Raw genomic sequence first — 25,179 nt, forward strand, 5'->3', positions numbered from 1 at the left:
GACATGAGTGGATCGGGTGCGCCGGAGGTTGGCGTCACGGCTTCGAACGCCCGCATCGCAGTGATCGCGGCGTCGTGGCATGAGCGTGTGATCGACGGACTGATCGCGGGGGCGCAGCGAGCGGCGGCCCGCAGCAACGCTCGGTTGGAGTTGTTCCGAGTCCCGGGTTCATTCGAACTGCCCATCGCGTGTCAGCGGGCCGCTGCAGCGGGCTTCGACGCAGTGGTGGCGCTCGGTGTCATCGTGCGAGGTGGGACCCCCCACTTCGAGTACGTGTCGGCGGGGGTCACCCAAGGGTTGAGTCAGGTGGCCCTCACCGCGGGGATACCGGTTGGGTTCGGTGTGCTCACCTGCGACACGGAGGAGCAGGCCCTGGACCGTGCGGGTTTGCCTGGCAGCAGCGAGGACAAGGGTGCTGAGGTCGTCGACGCGGTTCTCGGAACCGTGGCCACCCTGCGGCGGATCGACGGCCATCAGCAGTCCTATCCTGGGTTCACCCCAGCCGGACAGGAGTGACCGTGAAGACCTTCGACGGTCTGTACGACGAGTTGGTCGACCGGGCTCAGACTCGACCCGAACGGCTCAGCGACCGTGGCCCTGCTGGATGGCGGTGTGCACGCGATCGGGAAGAAGGTCGTTGAGGAGGCCGCCGAAGTGTGGATGGCGGCCGAGTACGAGGGTCGGGAGCGTACTGCCGCCGAGATCGCCCAGTTGATTTACCACCTCGAGGTCCTGATGGTTGCCTGTGACCTCACTCCGGCCGACGTCTACGAGCAACTGTGACGAGGACCGAGCCTGTGCTGCGTATCGCCCTCCCCAACAAGGGGCAACTGTCCGAACCGGCCAAGCAGATGCTCGCCGAGGCCGGCTATGCCCGGAGTCGAAGTCCACGGGACCTGGTCATCCACGACGCCGACAACCACGTCGAGTTCTTCCTGCTGCGACCCCGTGACATTGCCACCTATGTGGCTGCGGGAACTCTTGACCTGGGAATCACCGGCCGCGACATGTTGGCGGATTCCCGCGTCGCAGCCGACGAGTTGCTCGCCCTGGGATTCGCTGGGTCAACGTTCGCCCTGGCGGGTCCGGCCGGCGAGTTTTCGACGGTGGGGGATCTCGACGGTTGCCGGGTGGCGACCTCGTACCCCGAGATCCTGCGCACCTATTTCGAGGTCGCCGGAGTCTCCGCCACAGTCGTTTCGCTCGACGGCGCGGTCGAGAACGCCGTGCGGCTGGGGGTGGCCGATGCCGTCGCCGATGTGGTGGATACCGGGACCACCTTGCGAGCGGCGGGACTGGAGGTCATCGGGGAACCGATCATGCACAGCGAGGCGCTACTGATCCGCCGCAGCGGTGTCGCCTCCACCCCCGATGCGGATGTCTTCATTCGGCGTTTGCAGGGAGTCCTCACCGCCCGGACCTACGTGCTGGTCGACTACGACATCCCCCTCGAACAGGTTGAACAGGCGTGCGCGCTGACCCCCGGGCTGGAGTCGCCCACCGTGTCGCCTCTGCGCGAACAGGGATGGGCGGCGGTCCGTGCGGTTGTCCCCAAGAATCAGGTGCATCGAATCATGGACCGACTCGCGGACATCGGTGGCCGGGGGATCCTGGTCACCGCGATCTCGGCGTGCCGACTGTGAACGCGGTACCTGCCTCCGCAGCGGCTGTGTCCGTGAGCAAGAAGTCGACGACCAAGAAGTCGACGACCAAGAAGTCGACGACCAAGAGATCGACACCGAAGCCGACCAGCGTCAAGAAGGCCAGCCTCAAGAAGGCCAGCGTCAAGAAGACGGGCAGCACGAGGGCGAACGGCAAGAAGCCCACAGCTGCACAGGCCCCTGCCAAGAAGCCCGGTAACAAGAAGTCCGCCACCAAACCGAGCCCCGCCGCAGTCACTGTTTCCCCGAGCACGGACCCGGCCGCGTCCAGCTTCCCTGTTCCGGACCCTCCCCAGATTCCTCGCTCCTGGCCGAACGCGCCTGTTCGGCGCGGGTTGGGTGTCGCCCTTCTCGGCTTGGCCGGCGCGGGTCGCTTCACTTCTGGCGCGACGCCTCTGGCCGGACCTGGCACCGAACTACCGGCCGAGCCGGTCATGGACGTCGCACTAGGAGCGGTCGATCTCGCGCTGGAAGCGGCCGAACGGGTCAGTACGGGAGTACGTGACTACGTCAATCCGCTGCTGGCGCGGGCGTGGGGTCCGGCGGCGGACACCATGGGAGGTGTGGCCGGTTCCGGGCTAAGAATCCTCGCCGGTGCCACCGAACCGTTGGCCGCGAGGGGCAGGCGGCTGCGCTCCGATGCCGAACATGAGGCGGCCGAAGCCGTCGCCGCAGTGCTTCCCGAGACCATTCAACTCGTCATGGAGCAGTTGGATCTCACGGGAATGGCCATCGACCACGTCGACCTGGCACGCGTCCTCGACGCCACCGCCGACAGCGTCGATCTGACCGGGTTCGCGATCGATCACATGGACCTCGAACGGCTGATCGAGGCCAGCGTCGACCAGATCGACTTCACCGGACTCGCCATCTCAAAACTCGACTTCGCGCGCGCGGTGACGGCCGCCATGGAGCAGGTCGACGTCTACACGGTGGCGCGGGAGCAGATGGACCCCGCCAGAGTCGCGCAATACCTGCGCGAGAACGTCGACGTGGCTGAAGCGCTGCGGGCCGCGCCCACAGCCGTTGCCGGAGAGGCAGTGCGAGGCATGCGCGACACCGTGGGGCGTCTCACCGGTCGACGCTGAGCGCCAGGCAGCGTTCGATCTCTGCCAGTGACATGTCCACGTCCGCTGCTCCGGTCATCCAGTTGCACACCGAGATCCGCATCATGGCGACGCCTGCGCGTCGCGTGCCGCCCATCCAGCAGACGCCACCCGCTTGGATGCGCCGAATGACCTCGTCGGTGGTCGCATCGTCGGCGCCGAACCGCACCAGAACCTGGTTCGCGGTCACTTGATTGCACACCTGCGCGCCGGGCATGTCGGCCAAGGCGACTGCGAAGCGCTGTGCCAGATCGCATTGGCGCGTGACGAGGTCCGCGACCCCACTGCGTCCCAGCTGCCGCAACGCTGCGTGAACGCCCAGCGCCCGAGCCCGGCGCGATCCCTCCGGGGTCCACGCCGATCCATCGCGGCGGTCGGTGCTCGCAGGGAGATACGGTGCGGTGGCTCGGCATACCTCCGTGTGGTGCCCGGGATGGGCGGTGAGCACGATCCCGCTGTCATAGGCGGTGTTGAGACCCTTGTGCGCGTCCAACGCCCACGAGTCGGCCTGCTCCCAGCCCCGCAGCTGGTCCCGGTGACGTGGGCTGGCCGCCAGCCAAGCTCCGACGGCGGCGTCGATGTGGACCCATGCGCCAACGGCATGAGCGGTACGACAGATGTCTGCCATGGGGTCGATGGCGCCCGTGTTCACGTTGCCTGCCTGTGCGCACACGATCGCGGGACCGGCGACCTCCGCGAGGCCGCGCTTGAGGTCCTCCGGATCGATTCGGCCCTGGTCATCGACACCGACGATCCGCAGTCGGCGGCGCCCGATGCCCAGATAGCGCAGGGCCACGTCGATGGAACTGTGACGCTCAGCGCCCGCGAGCACCGTGATCGGTGGGCCGCCCGCCAATCCGTCTTCATCGAGATCCCAGCCCACTTGCGTCAGCACGTAGCGGCGAGCGGCAGCCAGGGCCGTCCAGTTGGCCATGGTCGCTCCGGTCACGAAGCCGTACGACAAAGCGGGCGGCAGTCCCAACAGCTCGATGATCCAGCGACCCGTGACGTCCTCGAGTTCCGCCAAAGCAGGCGACATGACAGCCAGCGCCGTGTTCTGGTCCCAGGCGGCCGTCAGAACCTCGGCGCCCAGGGCGGCCGGCAGAGTGCCCCCCGTCACGAACCCGAAGTACCGCGGCCCGGCGGATGGCATGATCCCCACGGCCAGTTCCTCGGCGAGCTGTGCCACCGTGCCGGCCGGGTCGATCGGGGAGTCAGGCATCACCTCGCTCAGGCGCGCAGTGTCCGTCACTGCCGTGCGGTGCTGTGGCAGTGCGGCCAACCAGGATCGAGCCTGCGCAGCGGCAGCGTCGAAAGCCGGCAAGACGTCTGCTTCGTGGGTCATGACGCCATCCTGATCGATCCCCTTGCCGAACCCGAACTCACGTCGGAACCTGAACTCCTGCCGGAACCCGAGATATCGCGGAGACGAACCCGGGGCACCACAATGGCGCGACGCTGGGCAAAGCGGTGATGAACCCAGGGCAACGCTGTGATGAACCCCGTCGGCAGGTAACCCGCATCGTTCGCTGTCATGATCGGCACGCAACCACAGCAGGGACGGAGGCGCGACATGCTCGAGGTGGCCGAGGTCGGTAACACGATCAGCAAGGCGGACTACAAGGCGGCAGTGCCGCAACTGAGGGTCGACCTGATCAACGCTCAATACGACCTGCGGAACGCCGATTTCTCAGTGATCATCTGGATCGCCGGCGATGACCGGATCGCAGCCAACGAGATGGTCAATCGTCTGAATGAATGGATGGATGCGCGATACGCCAACACCAGGGTCTTTCTCGATCCCACCGAGGAGGAGCAGGAACGGCCTCAGTTGTGGCGGCTGTGGCGCTCGTTGCCCAAGAAGGGTCGTGCGTCGATCTTTGTCGGTGGCCTCATGCGGGCAGCCTCGATGCGCGCCAACGATGAGATCAGCGAGGGGCAGTTCAGCAGTTGGCTGCGCCACATCTCCTTGATGCAGCAGCAACTGGTCGCGGACGGAACCCTGGTCCTCAAGTTCTTTCTGCACACACCGGAGAAGAAGCAGCGCAAGAAGTTGCGAAAAGCCGAGCAAGACCCAGAGGCTGGGTGGCAGATCGATCAGCGAGACTGGGCTGCACTGGACCAGATGAACCCCGTCCTGCCGATCGCGGAGCGGATCCTGAGAGAAACCAGTGCCCCGGGTGCGCCGTGGACCATTGTCGAGTCCACGAACAACCGCTACCGCGACCTCACCGTCGCCCGCACCATTCTCACCGCCCTTCAAGGCCGGTTGGAGTCGAAAGCGAACCACGGCCCGGCGGTGGCTGATTCGTTGTTCAGTGATCTCGAAGGCGAAGCCAACGTGCTCAGTGGCGTCGACCTGTCCCAGTCACTGGACAAGGCCACCTATCGGGCGCAGTTGGCGAAGCAACAGGCGAAGTTGCGCAAGCTCTCCCTCGAGGCCCGCAAGCGCGGCATCAGCACCGTCCTGGCCTTCGAAGGGTGGGACGCCGGCGGAAAGGGCGGCGCGATTCGGCGGGTCACGCAGGCGCTGGAGGCCGGCGACTACCGCGTCATCCCCGTGGCCGCTCCTACCGAGGAGGAACAGAAGTTCCACTACCTGTGGCGGTTCTGGCGCGATCTGCCTCCCGCTGGCCGCTTCGTCATCTTCGATCGCACCTGGTACGGACGCGTCCTCGTCGAGCGCATCGAGGGCTTCGCGGAGCCCGCCGAGTGGCAGCGCGCTTACGACGAGATCAACGACTTCGAGGCGCAGATGGTCGAACGGGGTTATTACGTCGCGAAGTTCTGGCTCCATATCTCCCAAGAGGAGCAACTGGCGCGGTTCGAAGCGCGTGAGGACACCCCTTACAAGCAGCACAAGATCACCGAAGAGGACTATCGCAACCGCGAGAAATGGGACGACTACGTCCAGGCGATCGATCAGATGGTGCTGCGTACCACCGCCGACCGCGCGCAGTGGCACGTGATCCCCGCCAACGACAAGTACTTCGCGCGGGTCGCGGTGTTGAAAGCCATCAACAAAGGGCTCCAGCGCGTGTTGCGCGACTCGTGACCGCCCTTCACCACTGACCGCGTTGCGGTCACGACGAGTCGGCTTGGTCCCACCGAAGCAAAGCTTCGATCCACCGATCCACCGGCTGCTGCGCGTCACCATCGAGGCGCCCTGGCTTCGTTACAGCCACTCAACAGTGGCCCGCACTGCCCTCGCGCCTGTGCCTTGCCATGCCACCCCGCTGGTGACGCTCGCTGGGGGCCCCTCCCACGTCGAAGCCGTGGGGGAGCCGAGGATCGGTGGATTGAAGCTAAGGTGACGGCATGCCGCGGACTTCAACCGCCGACCTTCAAGAAGTCCTGTTCGATTCGGACTCGTGGCGGTCATGGGATGCACCGATGCCCGACCCCCCCGGCGACGCTTCCTATCTCGACGAGTTGGCGCGTGCTCGAGCTGCCACCGGCAGCGATGAATCCATCACCACCGGATCGGCTCGTATCGACGACCAGCCGGTCGCCGTGGTGGCCGGTGATTTCGACTTCCTCGCCGGTTCGGTGGGGATGGCCTCCGCCGCCCGCATCGTTGCCGCGGTGGAGCGGGCCACCGCGCTGGGCCTGCCACTGATCGGTCTGCCCACATCCGGTGGGACCCGGATGCAGGAAGGAACTCCGGCATTCCTCGAGATGGCCGGCATCGCGTCCGCCCTGCGCCGACACACGGGCTCCGGACTGCCGTACCTGGTGTATCTGCGCCACCCCACGACAGGTGGTGTGTTCGCCACCTGGGGATCCCTCGGCGACATCACGTTCGGCGAACCGGGTGCGCTGACGGGTTTCCTGGGCCCCCGGGTGTACGCGGGGCTGTACGGGCGGGAGTTCCCCTCCGGAGTCCAGACCAGCGAAGGGCTGGCTGCTGCCGGAGTCATCGACGGTGTCGCCTCACCGTCCGAGTTCCGCTCCCTTGCCGCCGCGGCCATCGAGATCTGGCGCTCCCGACCGGGCAGTGAGGTGCCGGCAGGGTGGGAGACCCCCGGCCCGATGGTCAGCCATCTGCCCGCCGCACGAGCCCCGGAACATCACGAACCCGGCGTCGCCGACGATGCCTGGTCCGCGATCGTCGCGACCCGAGACGAACACCGATCCGGCGCCGGCGAACTGCTCGCGGCCCTCGACATGGTCGTGGAACTGTCGGGGACCGGTGCTGGCGAACGGGCGGCGGCCACAGTGTTGGCCCTTGCCCGACTGGACGATCAGGGCTTTGTGGTCGTGGCCCAGGACCGCGCCGCCCAACGACAACTCGCCGCCGGGGATCCCGCGGCCGGCATAGGGCCCGCCGATCTGAGGGTGGCCCGCCGGGGCATGAGGCTTGCCGAGCGCTGGGGGTTGCCCCTGGTCACAGTGGTGGACACGCAGGGCGCCGAGCTGAGCGCACGAGCAGAGTTCGGGGCCTTGGGCGGAGAGATTGCCCGCTGCCTGGCGGATCTGTCGGAACTGCGGGTCCCGACTCTGTCCGTACTCCTCGGCGGGGGCGGTGGAGGTGGTGCCTTGGCGCTGTTGCCGGCAGATCGGGTGATCGCTGCCGCAGACTCGTGGGTGACACCGCTGCCGGTCGAGGGTGCCTCCTTGATCCGGTTCCGAACCACCGATCGAGCCGCGGAGGTCGCCGCCAATCAGCACATCCGGGTGGCGGACCTCGCGCATGTCGGCGCTGTAGACAGAATCGTGGCCGAGCCAGTCGCCGAGTGCGCGGTGTGGAGCGCGGTGTTGTCGGAGGAACTCGCCCGACTCGTTGCACGCGGGGTTGATCCCGCGGGACGACGGTGGCCCGCTGGTCAGGTGGAGGGCTGACGCTCGCCTGGCCCGGTCCCGGGCGCATCAGGGTACTGCTGGGCCTCGGCGAACGCCGCCTGCAGACTCTTCAGACCATCTCGCAACGGAGCGGCATGATGGTGTCCCAGATGGGGAACCGCCGCTTGGACGAGCCCGGCGAGCGCCTCGATCAGGATGCGCGCCTCGGCCAGGTCCACATCGTCCGAGGTGCCCTCGTACAACCCGAGTTTCACTGCCGCGGCAGTCATGAGGTCGACGGCGTTCGCCCCGACGATCTCGACGGCCGACAAAGCCCTGAGGTCGCGCGTGGCGGTAACGATGCTGTCATTGGATTTGGCTGCAGCTGAGTCCATGCGGCTACACTGGCACGCGACCTATCCGGATCCGCAGTGCGGGTCGGATGCGCAAGCGGACTCAAGTCCCACCTTTCGACCCTCGGTCGTCTGGTTTGGTCCCGGCAGGTACTTCGGGTACCTGTCCGCTTGTGCCTCCCTCCGTGCCCGGTTCCGGTGACACCTACGAAAAAGGAGGCGCCATCAGCGTCGAACCCCGGATCAACGACCGGATCCGAGTCCCCGAGGTCCGCCTCGTCGGACCGAATGGGGAACAGGTCGGAATCGTACGCATCGATGATGCGTTGCGACTGGCCCGGGAGAGTGACCTCGATCTGGTCGAGGTGGCCCCCCAGGCGCGACCCCCGGTCTGCAAGTTGATGGATTACGGCAAATTCAAGTACGAGGCCGCCCAAAAGGACCGTGCTGCCCGCCGCAATCAGGCGCAGACAGTAATCAAAGAGATGAAACTCCGGCCCAAGATCGATCCCCACGACTACGAGACCAAGAAGGGTCACATCGTCCGCTTCCTCAACGGTGGCGACAAGGTCAAGGTGACGATCATGTTCCGGGGTCGCGAGCAGAGCCGACCCGAACTGGGCTTCCGGCTCCTCCAAAGACTCGCCGAGGACATCGAGGACATCGGCTTCGTGGAGTACACCCCGAAGCAGGAGGGGCGCAACATGATCATGGTGATCGCGCCGCTCAAGAAGAAGTCCGAGGTCAAAGGTGCGCGCAGCCAGCAGCGTCGCGACCGGGAACGTAGAGATGCGGAGCGCGCCGAAGCCGGCGCCGGCGAAGCCGCACAGGACTGACGAGAGGACAGATCATGCCGAAGATGAAGACCCACAGCGGCACCAAGAAGAGGATCAAGAAGACCGGATCCGGGAGACTGCGCCGTGAGCAGGCGAACCGCCGCCACCTGTTGGAAGGCAAATCCACCAAGCGCACCCGGCGGCTGGCGGCAGACGTGGACGTCTCGCCCGCCGACACCAAGAACGTCAAGCGCCTGCTCGGCGAGCGCTGATCGGAGGAGAACTGACATGGCAAGAGTGAAGCGGGCAGTCAATGCCCACAAGAAACGCCGCGAGGTCCTCGATCAGGCCAGTGGCTACCGCGGTCAGCGGTCCCGTCTGTACCGCAAAGCCAAGGAACAACTGACTCATTCGCAGGTCTACGCGTTCGACCATCGCAAAGACCGCAAGGGTGACTTCCGCAGACTGTGGATCCAGCGCATCAACGCCGGTGCCCGCGCCAACGGCATGACCTACAACCGGTTCATCCAGGGTCTGCGACTGGCAGGCGTGGAGGTTGACCGGCGCATGCTCGCCGAACTGGCGGTCAACGACCCGGACGCGTTCGCGGTGCTGGTCGACCAGGCTCGCGCGGCAGTGTCCGCCGCCTGAGGGGCCGCGGTCACTCCCGCCGACCCAGCACGATGACGCCAGACGGCCCCACCTCGGTCAAGTCCGACCGGGTTGGGGCCGTCCGTCGTCTCGCCAACCGTTCTTTTCGACGCAAGGTCGGTCGCTTCCTGGCCGAAGGTCCGCAGTCCGTGCGAGAAGCCGTCGCATGGCGCCCGGACATCATCGACGAGGTCTACGTCAGCACCGAGGCACCGGCGCCGGTGCAGGAGATCGCCGCCGCCGCACAACTTGCCGGCCAATCTGTCACGGCGGTTCCGGAGCCTGTCCTGCTGGCCATGACTGAGACCGTGCACCCGCAGGGGATCGCCGCGGTGTGCCGGTTCCTCGATGGTGACGCGATGGGACTGCTGAACCAGTCTCGTCTTGTCGTGATGCTCCATGAGGTCCGCGACCCGGGCAACGCCGGTACGATCCTGCGCACCGCAGATGCCGCTGGGGCTGACGCCGTGATCCTGGCCGGGGATAGCGTGGATCCCTACAACGGCAAGTGTGTGCGGAGTAGCGCCGGTTCACTGTTCCACGTTCCCTTCGCCCAGACCGATGCACCCGCCGATTCGCTCTCCGGCGCACGTGCTGCCGGCCTCCAAGTGCTGAGCACCTCGGCGGCTGGTACGCGGAACCTGTTCGACATGCAGCGTGACGGTTCGCTGGCTGCGCCCACGTTGTGGGTGTTCGGAAATGAGGCGCACGGCCTGCCGACTGAACTGGCCGCGGATGCTGACGTGGCGATCCCGATCTTCGGCCTCGCGGAGTCACTCAATCTGGCGGCCGCTGCTGCCGTTTGCCTCTACGCGACGGCTGCTGCTCAGGCGGGGTGATGGTCCGTGGTGGAGCCAGGGGTGTCCAGCCACCGCAGGATTCCCGCTACGTTGGCCGCCGTTGCCGACAACTCCTCCTGCTTGGCCAGGAGCCCCGAATCCGCGTATAGCGCACCGTGGCGCTCTCGATCCCGCTCCCGCACCATGGCGACGGCGTGGTCCAGATCGGGGGAGATGTCGCGTGCGAGTCGCACGACGTCCACCCAGGCATGGAGTTCGGCGACAGAGGCCGCCAACGTGTCATCGACATCGCTCACCGGTCCGAAATGGCTGAACAGGAGCCTGGTCGGGCCGACATCGCGCATCGCGGCCAGCGACGACAGCGTCAGGTCGAGGTCGAAGTCCGGCGGGGGTGTCGCGGGTCGCATGTCCCGGGTCTCAGGCACATAGACGCCCGCTGCGTCCCCGGTGTAGAGATCGCCCGTGGCCGAGTCCACCAGCCCGATGTGGTGTGACGCGTGCCCCGGATTGTGGAACGCTGCCAGCCACCGGCCATCTCCGAGATCAATGGATCCTCGCTCCGCGATAGAGACGATGCGCCGCGCCTCGGTCGGTCGCAGAACCCCGAAGAGCCGGTCCATCGTGGCGCCGAACACGCGCCGAGCGCTGGCGACCAGCCGAGTCGGGTCAGCGAGATGCCGGGCGCCCCGTTCCTGGACAACGACATCGGCCTGAGGGAACGCAGCTGCGAGGTCACCCACTCCGCCGGCGTGATCCAGGTGGATGTGGGTCACGACGATCGAGCCCAGGTCACCAGGGCCGATGCCCAACTCCGCCAGTTGCCGGCGGACCAGCGATGCCGATCGGGCGGTCCCCGTCTCGATCAGGCACGGTCGCGAACTACGGATCAGGTAGGACGAAGTGATCGACTCGTGGCCACCCATACGGGTGTCCATCATGAAGATCTCGTCACCCAGGTCGGTGGTGTCGACATGCGTCACATCGTCGATTCTGGGCCTTCGCCCCACCCGTTGCCCGGCGATGGGGCCACCGCGAGCATCACTACACTTGTCGAGTGCCGAAACAGACCGGGGAGGGCCCCGAACAGTCCCAGCAGGCCCGCGAGCAGCCCCAGCAACGGCCCCAGCGGGAGGCCGACCCCGCTGTCGCCGAGGCAGTGTCGGCGGCGGCTGTCGACGCCGCCGTGGGCCAGGCGCTCACTGCCATTGCCGCAGCTGATGACCTCGAGGCGCTGAAATCGGCACGGCTGGCCCACGCCGGTGATCGTTCGCCCCTGGCATTGGCGAACCGCGGGATCGCTGCACTGCCGGCCGCAGCCAAGGCAGATGCCGGCAAACGGGTGGGCCAAGCTCGCCGACAAGTCCAGGCGGCACTGGACGAACGACAGCACGGTTCTCGAGGCGCAGCGGGATGAGCGAATGCTCGTTGCCGAGGCGGTCGATGTCACCAAGGAGTACGACCGCGACCCCGTGGGGGCCCGACATCCGCTCACCACCATCCAGGAACGGATGGCGGACATCTTCGTGACAATGGGCTATGACGTCGTTGATGGGCCCGAGGTCGAGACCGAATGGCACAACTTCGATGCGCTCAACATCGGTCCGGACCATCCTGCCCGCTCGATGCAGGACACGTTCTTCGTAGAGTCTGCTGACTCCGGCGTCGTTCTGCGCACGCACACTTCACCAGTCCAGATCCGGACGATGCTCACCCAAACTCCTCCCATCTACATGGTTGCGCCGGGCCGCGTGTTCCGCACCGACGAACTCGATGCCACCCACACCCCCGTATTCAGCCAGATCGAAGCGCTTGCCATCGACCGCGGCATCACCATGGCGCATCTCAAAGGCACGTTGGACCACTTCGCAGCGGCGTTGTTCGGTGCCGGAATCGTCACGCGGCTGCGTCCGTCCTACTTCCCGTTCACCGAGCCGAGCGCCGAGATGGACCTGCAATGTTTCGTCTGTCGCGGCGCCTCCGTCGGCGACCCCGACCATCCATGTCGCACCTGCGGCAGCGAAGGGTGGATCGAGTGGGGCGGGTGCGGGATGGTCAACCCTCGGGTGCTGCGGGCATGCGGCATCGATCCAGACACATACAGCGGCTTCGCGTTCGGGATGGGTCTGGAGCGCACCTTGATGTTCCGGCACGGCATCACTGACATGCGCGACATGGTCGAAGGTGACGTGCGTTTCACCCGTGCGTTCGGGCTGGAGGTCTGATGCGCGTTCCAGTGTCCTGGGTGCGTGAGTACGCGCCGGTCCCGGCCGATCAGAGCGGTCGCGATATCGCCGCCCGACTCATTTCGGCCGGGCTGGAAGTCGAGACGGTCGACACCGTCGGTGCCGGACTGTCGGGGCCGTTGGTCCTCGGTCGGGTTCGTTCGATCGAGGAGCTGACCGAATTCAAGAAACCCATTCGGTTCTGCCAGGTGGAAGTCGGCGATGCCCACGGTCACCCGGACACCCCTGGGCTGCGTGGCATCATCTGCGGCGCCCGCAACTTCGCCACCGGTGACCTCGTGGTGGTGGCGCTGCCCGGAGCCGTGCTCCCCGGTGACTTCGCCATCGGTTCTCGCAAGACGTATGGACGCGTGTCCGACGGCATGATCTGCAGCGAGCGGGAGTTGGCGCTCGGTGACGAGCACGACGGGATCATGGTTCTACCCCAGGGCAGTGGTGTCCCCGGTGACGACGCGAAGCCGCTGCTCGGCATCGGTGATGAGGTGCTCGATATTGCGGTCACCCCTGACCGTGGCTACGCGCTCTCCGTGCGAGGGGTCGCTCGCGAGGCAGCAACGGCCTATCAGGTGCCGTTCAGCGATCCCGGCGTGCAGTTGCACGAGCTGCCTGTCCCCGCCGATGACGCGGTGGCCCACGAGTGTGCCAGTGAGGATCCCGTCGGATGTGACCTGTTCACGCTGCGCACCATCAGCGGATTCGATCCTCAAGCGCCCACACCCTTGTGGCTACGCCGCCGACTCGCCGCCTGTGGAATGCGGTCGATCAGCCTCGCCGTCGATGTCACCAACTACGTCATGCTCGACGTCGGACAGCCGCTGCACGCCTTCGACCGTGACCTGCTGCGCGGGCCGGTGCGCGCACGGCGAGCCCGGCCGGGAGAGACCCTCGAAACCCTCGATCACGTCCAGCGGGAGCTGGACCCCGGACGATCTCGTGATAGCCGACGACCGCGGAGCGATCGGGCTAGCCGGGACCATGGGTGGCCTCACCACCGAGATCAACGACGACACCACCAACATCGCACTCGAGGCAGCTCACTTCGATGCGGGTGTGGTCGCCCGGATGTCGCGACGACACAAACTCAGCAGCGAGGCCTCGCGTCGATTCGAGCGCGGTGTCGACCGTGGCCTGGCGCCCTTCGCGTCCGAGATGGGCGCGGCTCTGCTCCTCAAGTACGGGGGCGGCCGCCATGACGGCATGACCGCGGTGGAATCCGCACCCGAACCCGTGAGCATCACCATCGCTACGGACCTGCCAGGCCGGGTCGGGGGGCTCGACATCAGCGCCGACGTCGCAGTGGCTGCCTTGAGTTCCGTCGGATGTGAGGTCCGGACGGACGGCGCCCGCCTGCACCTCACCCCGCCCACCTGGCGACCAGACCTGACCGATCCGTACGACTTCGTCGAGGAGGTACTGCGGATCGTGGGGTACGACGCGATCCCGTCAACTCTGCCAGCGGTGCCCGCGCAGCACGGGCTGCCCGATTCCCGCCGGATTCGTCGGCGGGTAGGCATGGCTCTGGCCGGCGCCGGCTACGTCGAGGCGCCGTCGTATCCATTCCTCGGGGAGGCGGATCTGGCAGCGCTGAGCATCGAGACCCCCGACCCCCGCCATCGCGCCGTCCGACTCGCCAACCCCCTCAGTGATGAGCAGCCTCTACTGCGCACCACCTTGCTCCCCGGCTTGGCGGCCACAGCACGGCGCAACCTAGCGCGCGGGAACGAGGACCTGGCCTTGTTCGAACAGGGGCTCGTGTTCCAGCCGCGGATCTCGGTCCCTCCCAGTTCCGTGCCGCGCCCCGATGTGTCCACGCGGCCCAGTGACCACGAACTGGATGCCCTGCAGGAACTGCTCCCCGACCAACCCCGGCATGTGGCAGTGCTGCTGACGGGAGCCCGGGAACTGGGTGGCTGGTGGGGATCCGCTCGCCGCGCGGACTGGGCGGACGCGGTCTCCGCGGCCCGACTGGTCGCTCGCACGGTCGGCACCGACATGCACGTCACACCTGGCGCGGCTGCTCCCTGGCATCCCGGCAGGTGCGCCGCCTTGCTCGTCGCTGACATCGTCGTCGGTCACGCGGGGGAGCTGCATCCGAAGGTCATCGAGCGGTTGGGGCTCCCCGAACGCAGCGCCGCCATGGAGTTGAATCTCGACGCGGTGGCCGCCGCGCGGGTGCCCGTGACTCCCGCACCAGGCGTCGTCACCATGCCCGTGGCGAAAGAGGACGTGGCACTGGTCGTTGCCACCGACATCGCCGCCGGGGACGTGGCGCACGCCCTGCAGCAGGGCGGTGGCGCGTTGTTGGAGTCGGTGCGACTGTTCGACGAGTACACGGGAAGCCAAGTCGGTGAGGGCAGGAAGTCATTGGCCTTCGCCCTGCGCTTCCGAGCCGCTGATCGGACGCTCACCTCGGATGAGGTCGCGGCCACTCGACGCGCCGCAGTCGCCGAGGCGGCGCGTCGATTCGGCGCCGTGTTGCGCGACTAGGGCGAGTTCAGATCCTCAGGCGGCGGGTCAGGGGATGTAGTCGATCACGACGGAGGCGTTGTTCCCGCCGGTGCATTCGGTAGGGAGTGTCTCGGAACAGTACATGTCGTAGTACTGGTCGGTCACGGGGCTGTAGACCCCGCTCAGGAATGTGGAGCCACCCGAGGAGTACCACGCGGAGGCAACGTTGTTCGCGAAGGGGCAACTCGTGGCGGGACTGGCGTAGACCCCGACGTCACACGACTTGTACTCCGTCGGAATCGTGTAGCCGGGCCAATCCGGTAGATCGGGGATCGATTGGCGCGTCACCGTCACGGTGGGAGCGGGCTTCGGTTTCTTCGTCAACGTGACGGTCGGAGTCGGAGATGGGCTTGCCGATGGTGACGTCGCCGCGGTGGTGGTCCCACCCGTGCCCGACGAACGCAGGAGAACAAAGGCGCCGACGCCGAGTGCGATCACACCCACCACCAGCGCGGCAACGACCAGGACCGTCAGGCCGTTCCCCGACGACTGGGGCGCGGGGGTTCCGGCGGGCGCCACCGGTGTCCCGGGGGGAGCAGCCGTAGGCGGCGGCGTGATCGGCTGGGTCTGTTGGGCAGCGGCATCGAAGGGTGTTCCGCACTGTTCACAGAAGTGAGCGGTGGGATCATGCTGAGCTCCGCAGGACGGGCAGAAGTTGCTCATGACGACCTCCCCAGGACTAACCCCGGATACCTCCACGCTACTCCCTGTGCCCGATTCATCACCTCGCCCGGGGCACTACAGCAATCGGCGGAGCACCTTCCCCGTCTCGTTGCGAGGGAGGTCCGAGACAACCGTGATGTCGCGGGGCCGCTGGTACCCGGCCAGGTGATCCTTGGCGTAACGACGCACATCGGCCACCACATCGGCATGCGGATCACAAGGGACGACGAAGACGGCGACCCTTTGACCGTACTCAGGGTCCGGGCGGCCGACAGCGGCGATGTCGGCCACGCCCGGGCAGCGTCGCAGTACGTGCTCGACCTCGCTGGGATGGACATTCTCACCGCCGCTGATGATCAGGTCGTCGGCCCGCCCCACGATGGTCAGAGTTCCCGCCGAGGTCCAGTAGCCGACGTCCCCGGTCGCGACCAGATCTCCGCGGCGATCCTTGTCATCACCATCCACGTAGCCGTCGAACGACGCGGCGGAGCCCACCCACACGTGGCCCTGACGGCCAGGTCGTACCGGCTCGCCGACGTCGTCGAGGAGTTCCACGCGGACCCCCGGGAGCGGGCGTCCGGCCGAGTCGGGATCACGCGCGAGATCCTGTGGAGTGGCTACCGTCGCGTATCCCACTTCCGTGGAGCCGTAGAGGTTGTACAGGACGTCGCCGAACTCGGCACGGAATCGCTCGACGATGTCCGTGGGCAATGGCGCCCCGCTGACCAGCACTCCCCGAAGCGCGCTGAGGTCGCAGGAGCCCGCTCCAGCCTCGGCCAATCGTGCGACGACCACCGGAGTCGTGATGATCAACCCCGCGGCATGACGGTGTGTTGCCGCAAGCACCTCCTCTGCTCCCGGTCTCGCGATCATCACCTCCGTCGAGTCGAGCAGAGCCGCAAGTCGATGATTCAGCCAGCCCCACGAATGGAACAGGGGGGCGGCCATCACATGGGTGTCCCGCTCGCGGTACGGCAGCATCGACAACAGTGACACCGTGGCGGACAACGGCGTGCCGGACCTGTCGGCTCCCTTCGGCTTTCCGGTCGTGCCCGAGGTCAAGATGATGTGCCGGCCGCCACCGGCGAGGACCCGCAGGGTCCGCGAGCCCGAAGTGGCGCCGGTCGCCCACCGCTCGGGCTGGGTCAGATTCAGCACCTGAATGCCCACCGGTATCCGCGGCGTCAGGTCCGGATCGGCCAGCACCAACGTGATGCCGTGCTCACTGCACAAGGACGTCACCTGGTCGGCGGTGAAGCCGGGATTCGAAGTAGACGAGGTCGGCCCCGGATCGCGCGACAGCGGCGATCGCCACCGCGAATCCCGCCGAGTTGCGTCCGTACACGGCCGCCGTGCGGCCGGGCGCCAGACCTGTCGTCCGCAAGAAGGCGGTTGTCCGCCGGGTGAGGTCTTCGGCCTGATGCTGGGTGAGGGTCACGTCGTACTGGTCGATCAGGGCGAGTTGGTCGGGGTGGCGGTCGGCGCCGGCGGCCCATCCGATGGCGGGAGACACACCGTGGACCAGCAGATCTCGGCCCAGGCGCACACCGGTGAGCGGGTTGATGGGAACCGTCAGCCCGGACGAACGCCACGCTGAGAAGCCGGCGGTCGTGAGTTGTCGGACTTGGGACAGATCCGGGCGTCTCACCACGTGACCGCTCCGCCGTCGGCAGCGGTCCCGGGGGATTCACCCGGGTCTGCCGCGGAAGGACCCGGGCGTTTGGCGGAAGGTCCCAGGGTTGCGGCGGAAGGGACGGTGGGGCGGCGCCGCATGGGCCGACTGTGCCGTACCTCGGTGCCTCGAATCCAGTCGGCCTTGAAATCCGGCCGGGTGGGTGGGCGGCGGACCATCCCCCAGGGGTATGCGTATACTCGCATTCATGCTCGAGAGTAGGCGCGTGCGAACCGCGGTCGTCGGTGCCAGTGGGTACGCGGGCGGAGAGTTGGTGCGGATCCTGACCGCCCACCCGGCTGTGGACCTCGCCGTGTTGGCAGCAGGCGGCAAGGTGGGGGAGCCGGTCACGTCGGTACACCCGGGGCTGACCGACCGCGCAGATCAGACGTTCGCCCCGACCGATCCGGCGACCCTCGCGGACTGTGACCTGGTGTTCTTGGCTCTGCCTCACGGCCACTCCCATGCGATCGCCGCACACTTGCCGGAATCCTGCATGGTGGTCGATCTCGGCGCCGACCATCGACTACGTGACCAGTGTGCCTGGGCGCGCTACTACGGCGGCCCCGCTGCGCCGGCCTGGACCTATGGAATGCCCGAGCTGCTCGACACACGTCAGACCTTGGCCGGGGCGCGGCGGGTCGCGGTACCAGGCTGCTACGCCACGGCGATCACTCTGTCTCTATGGCCCTTGGTGGCGCATTCCCTCATTGCGAGCGACATCGTCGTCGTCGCTGCCAGCGGGACCAGTGGGGCCGGACGGGCACCGTCCGAAGCGCTTCTGGCGACCGAGGTGATGGGCTCGATGAAGGCGTACAAGGTGGGGGGGATCCACCAGCACACACCGGAGATCGAGCAGGCCCTGGCCACGGCCGGCGGTGGCGACGTCACCTTGTCCTTCACGCCGCTCCTCGCGCCCATGTCCCGGGGGATTCTCGCCACGTCGAGCGCGCCGATCATGGCAGGCGTGTCCGGCGATGATCTGCGCGCGGCGCTGCACAAGGCCTATGCCGATGAGGTCTTCGTCAAACTATTGCCGGAGGGGATTTGGCCGGTCACAGCGGCCACCTACGGCGCCAATACTGCGCTCGTGCAGGTCGCGTTAGACGAGCACGCGGGCCGCGCTACCGTCGTGACGGCCATCGACAACTTGCAGAAGGGCGCCGCCGGACAGGCAGTGCAGTGCGCGAACATCATGCTCGGACTTCCGGAGACGACGGGTCTCACCACCTTGGGGGTCGCACCGTGAGTGTCACCGCCGCCGCGGGGTTCCGCGCCGCAGGTGTCGCCGCAGGCCTCAAGCAGTCGGGAGCGGCCGACATCGCGCTGGTCGTCAACGACGGACCACTGCAGTCCGCAGCGGCTGTGTTCACCACGAACCGGATCAAGGCCGCCCCGGTCCTGTGGTCCGAGCAGTGTCTCAAGACAGGATCGGCGCACGCGGTGGCACTGAACTCCGGGGGCGCGAATGCGTGCACCGGGCCCGATGGATTCGCCGATACCCACCACACGGCGGAACACGTCGCGGGTCTGCTCGGCTGCGGACCGATCGAGGTTGCCGTGTGTTCCACCGGGCTCATCGGTGAACGGCTCCCGATGGATCTCCTGCTGGCCGGGTTCACGACAGCCGCCAACCAGCTCGATGGCGAGGGCGGTGCGGCAGCCGCCCGGGCGATCATGACCACGGACACTGTTGCCAAGGAGGCGACGGCCACAGGGGACGGCTGGCGCGTCGGGGGAATGGCGAAAGGGGCGGGCATGCTCGCCCCGGGGATGGCGACCATGCTCTCCGTCCTCACGACCGACGCGGTGGCCGACGCCGCGACGTTGGACGAGGTACTGACTGCTGCCGTCGCCCGCACCTTCAACCGAGTGGATTCCGACGGCTGCATGTCCACCAACGACACTGTCGTACTCATGGCCTCGGGCGCGTCCGGAATCACGCCCCCGCGGGGGGAACTCGCGTCCCTGGTGACGAAGGTGTGCGCCGAGCTCGCCCGCATGTTGGTGGCCGACGCGGAAGGCGCCGGAAAAGACATCCGCATCGATGTGCGCAACGCGGCGTCGGAGTCCGATGCCGAGATCGCGGGTCGGGCGATCGCACGCAGCAATTTGTTCAAGTGCGCGGTCCACGGCGAGGACCCCAACTGGGGTCGCATCCTGTCTGCTGTGGGAACCACGGATGCGATCTTCGAGGCGGACGCCATCGATGTCGCGGTCAACGACGTCTGGGTGTGTCGCGGGGGTTCTGTGGGCGACGACCGGGATCAGGTCGACATGAGCGGCCGGGAGGTCACTGTCACCGTCGATCTCCACGCCGGCGATGAGAGCGCAACTATCTGGACCAACGACCTGACAGCCGACTACGTGCACGAGAACTCGGCTTACTCCACATGAAGACGCTTCGGACTATCGACCGTGAGACGGCCGTGGCGAATGCGGCGGTCCTGGCCCAGGCGTTGCCGTGGCTGGAGCGCTTCCACGGGGCCACGGTCGTGATCAAGTACGGCGGAAACGCGATGATCGACGAGGCGTTGCAGCGTGCCTTTGCCGAAGACGTCGTCTTCCTGCGGATGGCGGGCCTACGCCCGGTTGTGATTCACGGTGGCGGTCCTCAGATCACGTCGATGCTGGGTCAACTCGGCATCGATTCGCAGTTCAAGGGCGGCTATCGGGTCACGACGAAAGAGGCCATGGACGTCGTCCGGATGGTCCTGACCGGACAGGTTCAGCGGGACATCGTCCGGCTGATCAACGAACACGGCCCTCACGCCGTGGGGCTGTCTGGGGAGGACGCGCACCTGTTCACGACGACGCGCCGCCTCGCAGTTGTTTCCGGGGTGCCCGAGGACATCGGATTTGTCGGTGATGTCTCGGCCGTTCGACCCGACTTCGTCACCACGCTGCTCGATGACGGACTGATCCCGGTCGTCTCCAGTATCGGGATCGGGGAGGACGGCCAGGTGTACAACATCAATGCCGACTCGGCTGCTGCGGCGCTGGCCATCGGACTTGAGGCGGACAAGTTCATCTTGCTCACTGACGTCGAAGGTCTCTACGCGGATTGGCCGGCTTCGGCAGAGGTGATCCGCACGATTGCCCTGTCGGAACTTCGGGAAGCGCTACCAGGGCTCGAATCCGGCATGGCGCCGAAAATGCAAGCCTGCGCCGACGCCGTCGCGGCTGGTGTCCCACGTGCCCATGTCATCGACGGTCGGATTCCCCACTCACTGCTCCTCGAAGTCTTCACCGACGAAGGCATCGGGACCATGGTGCTGCCCGATGGGGTGGCCGACGAATGAGCGCCACCTCGGACCTCGCGGCGCGGTGGGACACCGTCATGATGGCCAACTACGGAACTCCACCCGTGGCCCTGATCCGCGGCGAAGGTTGTCGGGTCTGGGACATCGACGGGGTCGAGTACCTCGACCTGGTCGCGGGTATCGCCGTGAACACACTGGGTCATGCGCACCCCGCAGTAGTGGCGGCGGTCTGCGATCAGATCGGTCGGCTCGGGCATACCAGCAACCTGTCGATGCACACCACCGGCATCGACCTCGCGGAGAGCTGGTCGCATTGACCGGGCGACCCGCTCGGGTGTTCTTCAGTCAGGACGGGGCGACCGCGAATGAGGCCGCCTACAAGAATTGCGCGGCGCCACGGTTGGGCCAAGGACCCGACCGGCGGTTCCCAGCAGATCGTCGCAGCCGAAGGCGCATTCCACGGTCGCACCATGGGCGCTTTGTCGATCACGGGGAATCCGGCGAAGCGGGACCCGTTCGAGCCGCTTCCACAACCCGTCACGTTCGTCCCCTACGGTGACGCCGACGCGTTGGCCGAAGCTGTCTCGAACCGTACTGCCGCGGTGTTCCTCGAACCGGTGTTGGGCGAGGGCGGAATCGTCGTTCCCCCTCAGGGCTATCTCGAGGCCGCCCGGAGCATCACGTCGGCCCACGATGCGCTGCTTGTGATCGACGAGGTGCAATCGGGCATCGGTCGCACAGGTTCCTGGTTCGCAGCGGCGGCTGTTCAACCCGACATCATGACCCTCGCCAAAGGGCTGGCCGGCGGACTACCGCTGGGCGCCTGCCTGGCGTTCGGCGCAGCCGGGGATGTGCTGCGCCCCGGTGACCATGGCACCACTTTCGGGGGCAACCCTGTCAGCGCGGCCGCCGCTCTCGCCGTCCTCGACACGATCGAGCGCGACGATCTGCTGGCGCAGGTTCGGGACAACGGTGACCGGTTGGCCCGGGGGCTGCTCTCGACCGATGACCCGTGGGTCGCTGGGCAGCGCGGTGTCGGGCTGTGGCGCGCATTGGTGTTGACCGATGATGTCGCGCCCGCTGTCGAACGTTCCGCTCGGGAGAAGGGCTTTCTGGTGAACGCGGTGCAACCGTCAGCGGTCCGTCTGGCGCCGCCGCTGACCATCACCGCTGAGCAGATCGACCAGTTCATCGCGGCCCTTCCGGCGATTCTCGCGGACGCTCGACAGGAGACCGTGACATGACCGTGCCCCGGACGATGTCGGCGCGGCGGCTGCGCATCGTGGAAATCCTCGAACGCCATCCGATTCACTCGCAGGCCGAACTGCGGGAACACCTCGAGTCCGACGGGATTCAGGTCACGCAAGCGACGCTGAGTCGCGACCTTGATGAACTGCGCGCCGTCAAAGTGCCGGCTGCCGATGGACAACTTGTGTACGCAGTCCCGGGTGAAGGCGGTGACATGACGCCACGCCCTCCGGACCTGGATGCCGCCCGTGGCTCCAAACTCGCCCGGGTCGGCCCCGAACTGATCATCACCGTGGACTCGTCGGCGAACCTCGTGGTGTTGCGGACTCCACCCGGGGCCGCCCAGTACCTGGCCAGCACGATCGATCACACGGTCCTCACCGATGTGATCGGAACCGTGGCCGGCGACGATACGGTGCTCCTGGTCACGCGAGACCACATGGGCGGGGCCGCCGTGGCCGACAGGATTCTGACGATGATCAACGAACGGGTGCGACCATGAAGGAAGCATTCCGGGGAGTAACGACAGGAGAGGCGCATCATGAGTGACCGGGTGGTATTGGCGTACTCCGGGGGGCTGGATACGAGTGTGGCGATCGGTTGGATCGCGGAGCAGACAGGCAGCGAGGTCATCGCTGTCGCCGTCGATGTCGGTCAGGGTGGGGAAGACCTCGAGGTCATCCGCAAGCGGGCTCTGGCGTGTGGCGCAGTCGAGGCGGAGGTCGCTGACGCCCGCAACGAGTTCGCAGACGAGTACTGCGCTCCCGCGCTTCGTGCCAACGGGCTGTACATGGACCGATATCCGCTCGTCTCGGCACTGAGCCGACCACTCATCGTGCAGCATCTGGTGGCTGCTGCACGCAAGTACGGCGCGACCGTGGTGTCACATGGCTGTACAGGAAAGGGCAACGACCAGGTTCGTTTCGAGGTCGGTATCGCCAACCTCGCACCTGAGCTGACGTGTATCGCACCGGTTCGTGACTACGCCATGACCCGGGACAAGGCCATCGAGTTCTGCGAGTTGCACGGGCTGCCCATCGATGTGACCAAGAAATCCCCCTACTCGATCGATCAGAATGTCTGGGGCCGTGCCGTCGAAACGGGGTTCCTCGAGGACATCTGGAACGGTCCCATCGAGGATCTGTATTCCTACACCTCTGCACCAGACGCTGCCGCCGAGCCGGACGAAGTCGTCATCGAGTTCCGGCAGGGGGTGCCGGTGGCTATCGACGGGCGTCCCGTCACCATGCTGCAGGCGATCGAGGAGCTGAATCGTCGCGGAGGTGCCCAAGGTGTGGGTCGCCTCGACATGGTCGAGGACCGCCTTGTCGGCATCAAGAGCCGTGAGGTCTACGAGGCTCCCGGCGCGATCGTCTTGTTGACCGCTCGCGAGGAACTGCAAAACGTGACCATGGAGCGGGATCTGGCCCGGTTCTTCCGCGGCGTATCCCAACGGTGGACCGAGCTGGCCTACGACGGTCTGTGGTTCTCTCCTCTGATGCGGGCTCTGGACGGTTTCGTCACCGAGGCGAACCGTTCGGTCAGTGGGGAGGTTCGCGTCGTGCTGCACGCTGGACGCGCCGTTGTCACCGGACGTCGCTCTCCGCAGTCCCTCTATGACTTCGGCCTCGCCACGTACGACACGGGGGATACGTTCGACCAGTCCAAAGCCAAGGGGTTCATCGACCTCTGGGGTCTTCCCAGTTCAATGGCCACCGCGCGGGACATGCGGTCGGGGCAACAGTGACCGACACCGAGGATCTGCGGCTGTGGGGCGGTCGTTTCGCCAGCGGACCCTCTGAGGCAATGGCGCTGCTGAGCTTGTCAGTGCACTTCGATTGGGTACTCGCGCCCTACGACATCCAACAGGGAAAGGCGCACGCCCGGGCATTGAACCGGGCCGGGCTGCTGTCGGACGACGACCTAGCCGCCATGCTGGCGGGCCTCGACGGACTACTGGACGATGTGCAGTCGGGATCGTTCCGGCCCACGCAGGCTGACGAGGACGTCCACACCGCGATCGAGCGGGGTCTGCTGGAGCGGCTCGGCCCCAATTGGGTGGACGGTTGCGAGCGGGACGCAGTCGCAACGACCAAGTCGCCACCGACTTCAAGTTGTACCTACGCGATCACGCCCGCCTGATCCAGTCGATGGTGCTGGATCTCGCCGCTGCCCTCGTGACCCAAGCCCGAGCACACGCCTACGACGCGGCGCCCGGGTTCACTCATCTTCAGCGGGCCCAGCCCGTGGCCTTCGGCCATGAGTTGGCCAAGCATGCCCACGCCCTGCTGCGAGATGTCGAACGCTTCGACGATTGGGATCGGCGGGCTGCCCGCTCACCCATGGGCGCCGGCGCACTGGCCGGTTCGTCGCTCGGCCTCGACCCCGAGGCGATCGCTGCGGATCTCGGCTTCGACTCGGTCATGACCAACTCGATCGATGCGGTCAGCGACCGTGACTTCGTGGCGGAGTTCCTGTTCGCGGCCACGATGCTCGCCGTGCACATCTCGCGGTTGGGAGAGGAAATCTGCCTGTGGGCCTCCAACGAGTTCGGCTGGGCCACGCTCGATGACCGGTTCGCCACAGGATCCAGCATCATGCCGCAGAAGAAGAATCCCGATTCAGCCGAGCTCGCCCGAGGCAAGGCCGGTCGCATCATCGGGAACCTCACGGACTCCTCGCGACCCTGAAAGGGTTGCCGTTCGCGTACAACCGCGATCTGCAGGAGGACAAGAACCTGTCTCGACACCGTCGGCCAGTTGCAGATGATCCTCCCGGCGATGACGGGAACTGTCGCGACTCTGGCATTCGATGCGGCCGTCATGGCCGCGAAGCCCACGCCGGTTTCGCGCTCGCCACTGATATCGCCGAACGGCTGGTCCGCGCGGGCATGCCGTTCCGGCGGGCGCACGAGGCCGCCGGCGCCTGGCGTGGCAGATCGCGGGAACCCCCGCGGCGTCGAGTTGGACGACCTGACCGATGGAGGAACTTGCCTCGGTATCGCCACTGCTGACGCCGCAGGTTCGCTCGGTCCTCGACGTCGAGGGCGCACTCGCCTCCCGGGGACAGCGTCGGCGGCACCGCGCCGAGCCAGGTGTTGGACGCAAGTCGCCGACCTCGAGGCCGCGATCGGACGGATGCGTGACCAGGCGGAGCGCAAGTCGTCCGAATGACGTCTCCCTCGCGGGTCAGCGAGGATCTGAGGTCCCAAGGAAAGGCTCGGGGTACTTCTTGTGCCGACAGCGGCATCGTGCGCGATGTGATCGCGTCCGAGCCGCCGCGCTTCTTGAGGCGAGTGTCACGCCCTGCCAGGCGCAGTTGGCCGTCGCGCTGCTCGAGCGCTGTAAACCCGCGTCCCGCATCACCTGCATGGGGGAGTGGGACCGACTCTTCTGCAACGCCACGTGCGAGTTCTCAGCAAGAAGCACTGTGCTGTTGATCATCAGGATCCCC

The 25,179-nt window shown here is 66.7% G+C and carries 26 protein-coding genes and 3 pseudogenes; 23 read left to right on the forward strand and 6 right to left on the reverse strand.

Features of this window, described 5'->3' with window-relative positions; genetic code table 11:
* Positions 1-3 precede the first annotated feature (3 nt).
* From ribH to V9E98_09625, 4 genes and pseudogenes are all read left to right on the forward strand, one after another.
* Positions 4-516: a 6,7-dimethyl-8-ribityllumazine synthase gene (gene ribH, locus V9E98_09610; protein MEI2717236.1), complete on the forward strand. Its 513-nt coding sequence runs from the start codon at positions 4-6 to the stop codon at positions 514-516.
* A pseudogene (locus tag V9E98_09615) lies at positions 513-783 on the forward strand (phosphoribosyl-ATP diphosphatase). The gene ribH and the pseudogene V9E98_09615 overlap by 4 nt, the downstream one beginning before the upstream one ends.
* On the forward strand, positions 780-1,643 hold the full coding sequence (gene hisG / locus V9E98_09620) for an ATP phosphoribosyltransferase (GenBank protein MEI2717237.1): 864 nt from the start codon (positions 780-782) through the stop codon (positions 1,641-1,643). The pseudogene V9E98_09615 and the gene hisG overlap by 4 nt, the downstream one beginning before the upstream one ends.
* A 32-nt stretch (positions 1,644-1,675) precedes the next feature.
* On the forward strand, positions 1,676-2,749 hold the full coding sequence (locus V9E98_09625) for a hypothetical protein (protein MEI2717238.1): 1,074 nt from the start codon (positions 1,676-1,678) through the stop codon (positions 2,747-2,749).
* Here the strand turns inward: V9E98_09625 and V9E98_09630 are convergent.
* Positions 2,733-4,112, reverse strand: coding sequence for an aminotransferase class V-fold PLP-dependent enzyme (locus V9E98_09630; protein ID MEI2717239.1), 1,380 nt, complete (start codon positions 4,110-4,112; stop codon positions 2,733-2,735). The genes V9E98_09625 and V9E98_09630 overlap by 17 nt on opposite strands.
* A 228-nt stretch (positions 4,113-4,340) precedes the next feature.
* Between V9E98_09630 and pap the strand changes: the two genes are divergently transcribed.
* Together pap and V9E98_09640 are read left to right on the forward strand one after the other, a co-directional pair.
* Entirely contained in the window at positions 4,341-5,822 is a 1,482-nt protein-coding gene (pap, locus tag V9E98_09635; GenBank protein MEI2717240.1) for a polyphosphate:AMP phosphotransferase, read from the forward strand.
* Between the two features lie 263 nt (positions 5,823-6,085).
* Positions 6,086-7,609: a carboxyl transferase domain-containing protein gene (locus V9E98_09640; protein MEI2717241.1), complete on the forward strand. Its 1,524-nt coding sequence runs from the start codon at positions 6,086-6,088 to the stop codon at positions 7,607-7,609.
* Here V9E98_09640 and V9E98_09645 read toward each other — a convergent pair.
* Positions 7,594-7,944 carry a DUF1844 domain-containing protein gene (locus V9E98_09645; protein MEI2717242.1) on the reverse strand — a complete coding sequence of 117 codons (351 nt, stop codon included), beginning with the start codon at positions 7,942-7,944 and terminating at the stop codon, positions 7,594-7,596. The two genes, V9E98_09640 and V9E98_09645, sit on opposite strands and share 16 nt — an antisense overlap.
* A gap of 143 nt (positions 7,945-8,087) precedes the next feature.
* Here V9E98_09645 and infC point away from each other — a divergent pair, with 143 nt between their 5' ends.
* The 4 genes from infC to V9E98_09665 are packed head-to-tail and all read left to right on the forward strand — an operon-like array spanning position 8,088 to position 10,168.
* Complete coding sequence (gene infC, locus V9E98_09650; GenBank protein MEI2717243.1) at positions 8,088-8,738, forward strand: translation initiation factor IF-3; 651 nt, start codon at positions 8,088-8,090, stop codon at positions 8,736-8,738.
* Positions 8,739-8,752: 14 nt separating this feature from the next.
* Entirely contained in the window at positions 8,753-8,950 is a 198-nt protein-coding gene (gene rpmI, locus V9E98_09655; GenBank protein MEI2717244.1) for a 50S ribosomal protein L35, read from the forward strand.
* Between the two features lie 16 nt (positions 8,951-8,966).
* Positions 8,967-9,329, forward strand: a complete 363-nt coding sequence (gene rplT, locus V9E98_09660) for a 50S ribosomal protein L20 (protein MEI2717245.1) — start codon at positions 8,967-8,969, stop codon at positions 9,327-9,329.
* A gap of 32 nt (positions 9,330-9,361) precedes the next feature.
* Positions 9,362-10,168 carry an RNA methyltransferase gene (locus tag V9E98_09665; GenBank protein MEI2717246.1) on the forward strand — a complete coding sequence of 269 codons (807 nt, stop codon included), beginning with the start codon at positions 9,362-9,364 and terminating at the stop codon, positions 10,166-10,168.
* Here the strand turns inward: V9E98_09665 and V9E98_09670 are convergent.
* The gene (locus V9E98_09670) at positions 10,156-11,109 is read right to left on the reverse strand and encodes an MBL fold metallo-hydrolase (GenBank protein MEI2717247.1); all 954 of its coding nucleotides are present in this window, start codon (positions 11,107-11,109) and stop codon (positions 10,156-10,158) included. The genes V9E98_09665 and V9E98_09670 overlap by 13 nt on opposite strands.
* A 74-nt stretch (positions 11,110-11,183) precedes the next feature.
* Here V9E98_09670 and V9E98_09675 point away from each other — a divergent pair, with 74 nt between their 5' ends.
* The 4 genes and pseudogenes from V9E98_09675 to V9E98_09690 all read left to right on the forward strand — a co-directional run bounded on the left by V9E98_09675 (position 11,184) and on the right by V9E98_09690 (position 14,859).
* Entirely contained in the window at positions 11,184-11,543 is a 360-nt protein-coding gene (locus tag V9E98_09675) for a hypothetical protein (GenBank protein MEI2717248.1), read from the forward strand.
* A 4-nt stretch (positions 11,544-11,547) separates the two neighbouring features.
* Positions 11,548-12,351, forward strand: a complete 804-nt coding sequence (pheS, locus tag V9E98_09680; GenBank protein ID MEI2717249.1) for a phenylalanine--tRNA ligase subunit alpha — start codon at positions 11,548-11,550, stop codon at positions 12,349-12,351.
* Positions 12,351-13,229: pseudogene (locus V9E98_09685) on the forward strand (phenylalanine--tRNA ligase subunit beta). Before pheS ends, V9E98_09685 begins: the two are co-directional and overlap by 1 nt.
* Positions 13,230-13,347: 118 nt before the next feature.
* Positions 13,348-14,859, forward strand: a complete 1,512-nt coding sequence (locus tag V9E98_09690) for a phenylalanine--tRNA ligase subunit beta (protein ID MEI2717250.1) — start codon at positions 13,348-13,350, stop codon at positions 14,857-14,859.
* Between the two features lie 27 nt (positions 14,860-14,886).
* Here the strand turns inward: V9E98_09690 and V9E98_09695 are convergent, their stop codons facing one another.
* The 3 genes from V9E98_09695 to V9E98_09705 all read right to left on the reverse strand — a co-directional run bounded on the left by V9E98_09695 (position 14,887) and on the right by V9E98_09705 (position 17,191).
* Positions 14,887-15,543 (reverse strand): zinc ribbon domain-containing protein, encoded by a 657-nt coding sequence (locus tag V9E98_09695; protein MEI2717251.1) that lies wholly within the window; start codon positions 15,541-15,543, stop codon positions 14,887-14,889.
* 75 nt (positions 15,544-15,618) lie between these two features.
* On the reverse strand, positions 15,619-16,785 hold the full coding sequence (locus tag V9E98_09700; GenBank protein ID MEI2717252.1) for an AMP-binding protein: 1,167 nt from the start codon (positions 16,783-16,785) through the stop codon (positions 15,619-15,621).
* The gene (locus V9E98_09705) at positions 16,766-17,191 is read right to left on the reverse strand and encodes an AMP-binding protein (GenBank protein MEI2717253.1); all 426 of its coding nucleotides are present in this window, start codon (positions 17,189-17,191) and stop codon (positions 16,766-16,768) included. Before V9E98_09705 ends, V9E98_09700 begins: the two co-directional genes overlap by 20 nt.
* 232 nt (positions 17,192-17,423) lie before the next feature.
* On the opposite strand from V9E98_09705, the gene argC reads away from it, so the two are divergent.
* From argC to V9E98_09750, 9 genes and pseudogenes are all read left to right on the forward strand, one after another.
* Positions 17,424-18,464 carry an N-acetyl-gamma-glutamyl-phosphate reductase gene (gene argC, locus V9E98_09710; GenBank protein ID MEI2717254.1) on the forward strand — a complete coding sequence of 347 codons (1,041 nt, stop codon included), beginning with the start codon at positions 17,424-17,426 and terminating at the stop codon, positions 18,462-18,464.
* Positions 18,461-19,612: a bifunctional glutamate N-acetyltransferase/amino-acid acetyltransferase ArgJ gene (gene argJ, locus V9E98_09715; GenBank protein ID MEI2717255.1), complete on the forward strand. Its 1,152-nt coding sequence runs from the start codon at positions 18,461-18,463 to the stop codon at positions 19,610-19,612. Before argC ends, argJ begins: the two co-directional genes overlap by 4 nt.
* On the forward strand, positions 19,609-20,517 hold the full coding sequence (gene argB / locus V9E98_09720; GenBank protein MEI2717256.1) for an acetylglutamate kinase: 909 nt from the start codon (positions 19,609-19,611) through the stop codon (positions 20,515-20,517). Before argJ ends, argB begins: the two co-directional genes overlap by 4 nt.
* A gap of 41 nt (positions 20,518-20,558) precedes the next feature.
* Positions 20,559-21,722: pseudogene (locus tag V9E98_09725) on the forward strand (acetylornithine transaminase).
* Entirely contained in the window at positions 21,719-22,228 is a 510-nt protein-coding gene (locus V9E98_09730; protein MEI2717257.1) for an arginine repressor, read from the forward strand. Before V9E98_09725 ends, V9E98_09730 begins: the two are co-directional and overlap by 4 nt.
* A gap of 39 nt (positions 22,229-22,267) precedes the next feature.
* A complete protein-coding gene (locus V9E98_09735) occupies positions 22,268-23,473 on the forward strand; it encodes an argininosuccinate synthase (protein MEI2717258.1) in 1,206 nt (401 codons plus the stop codon).
* Complete coding sequence (locus V9E98_09740) at positions 23,470-23,868, forward strand: hypothetical protein (GenBank protein ID MEI2717259.1); 399 nt, start codon at positions 23,470-23,472, stop codon at positions 23,866-23,868. Before V9E98_09735 ends, V9E98_09740 begins: the two co-directional genes overlap by 4 nt.
* Positions 23,793-24,416, forward strand: coding sequence for an argininosuccinate lyase (gene argH / locus V9E98_09745; GenBank protein ID MEI2717260.1), 624 nt, complete (start codon positions 23,793-23,795; stop codon positions 24,414-24,416). The genes V9E98_09740 and argH overlap by 76 nt, the downstream gene beginning before the upstream one ends.
* Before the next feature lie 451 nt (positions 24,417-24,867).
* Positions 24,868-25,179: hypothetical protein (locus V9E98_09750; GenBank protein MEI2717261.1), on the forward strand; the 312-nt coding region annotated here is incomplete at its 3' end.

This window comes from Candidatus Nanopelagicales bacterium (assembly GCA_037045355.1).
GTDB lineage: Bacteria > Actinomycetota > Actinomycetes > S36-B12.

Excerpts from the sequence above, each read along its gene's own strand:
- V9E98_09640 (MEI2717241.1), top strand. The coding sequence starts at position 6,086 with ATGCCGCGGACTTCAACCGCCGACCTTCAAGAAGTCCTGTTCGATTCG.
- V9E98_09665 (MEI2717246.1), top strand. The coding sequence starts at position 9,362 with ATGACGCCAGACGGCCCCACCTCGGTCAAGTCCGACCGGGTTGGGGCC.
- V9E98_09630 (MEI2717239.1), bottom strand. The coding sequence starts at position 4,112 with ATGACCCACGAAGCAGACGTCTTGCCGGCTTTCGACGCTGCCGCTGCG.
- rpmI (MEI2717244.1), top strand. The coding sequence starts at position 8,753 with ATGCCGAAGATGAAGACCCACAGCGGCACCAAGAAGAGGATCAAGAAG.
- pheS (MEI2717249.1), top strand. The coding sequence starts at position 11,548 with ATGCTCGTTGCCGAGGCGGTCGATGTCACCAAGGAGTACGACCGCGAC.
- V9E98_09695 (MEI2717251.1), bottom strand. The coding sequence starts at position 15,543 with ATGAGCAACTTCTGCCCGTCCTGCGGAGCTCAGCATGATCCCACCGCT.
- V9E98_09645 (MEI2717242.1), bottom strand. The coding sequence starts at position 7,944 with ATGGACTCAGCTGCAGCCAAATCCAATGACAGCATCGTTACCGCCACG.
- V9E98_09735 (MEI2717258.1), top strand. The coding sequence starts at position 22,268 with ATGAGTGACCGGGTGGTATTGGCGTACTCCGGGGGGCTGGATACGAGT.
- V9E98_09730 (MEI2717257.1), top strand. The coding sequence starts at position 21,719 with ATGACCGTGCCCCGGACGATGTCGGCGCGGCGGCTGCGCATCGTGGAA.
- argB (MEI2717256.1), top strand. The coding sequence starts at position 19,609 with ATGAAGACGCTTCGGACTATCGACCGTGAGACGGCCGTGGCGAATGCG.
- argC (MEI2717254.1), top strand. The coding sequence starts at position 17,424 with ATGCTCGAGAGTAGGCGCGTGCGAACCGCGGTCGTCGGTGCCAGTGGG.
- pap (MEI2717240.1), top strand. The coding sequence starts at position 4,341 with ATGCTCGAGGTGGCCGAGGTCGGTAACACGATCAGCAAGGCGGACTAC.
- V9E98_09690 (MEI2717250.1), top strand. The coding sequence starts at position 13,348 with ATGGGTGGCCTCACCACCGAGATCAACGACGACACCACCAACATCGCA.
- ribH (MEI2717236.1), top strand. The coding sequence starts at position 4 with ATGAGTGGATCGGGTGCGCCGGAGGTTGGCGTCACGGCTTCGAACGCC.
- rplT (MEI2717245.1), top strand. The coding sequence starts at position 8,967 with ATGGCAAGAGTGAAGCGGGCAGTCAATGCCCACAAGAAACGCCGCGAG.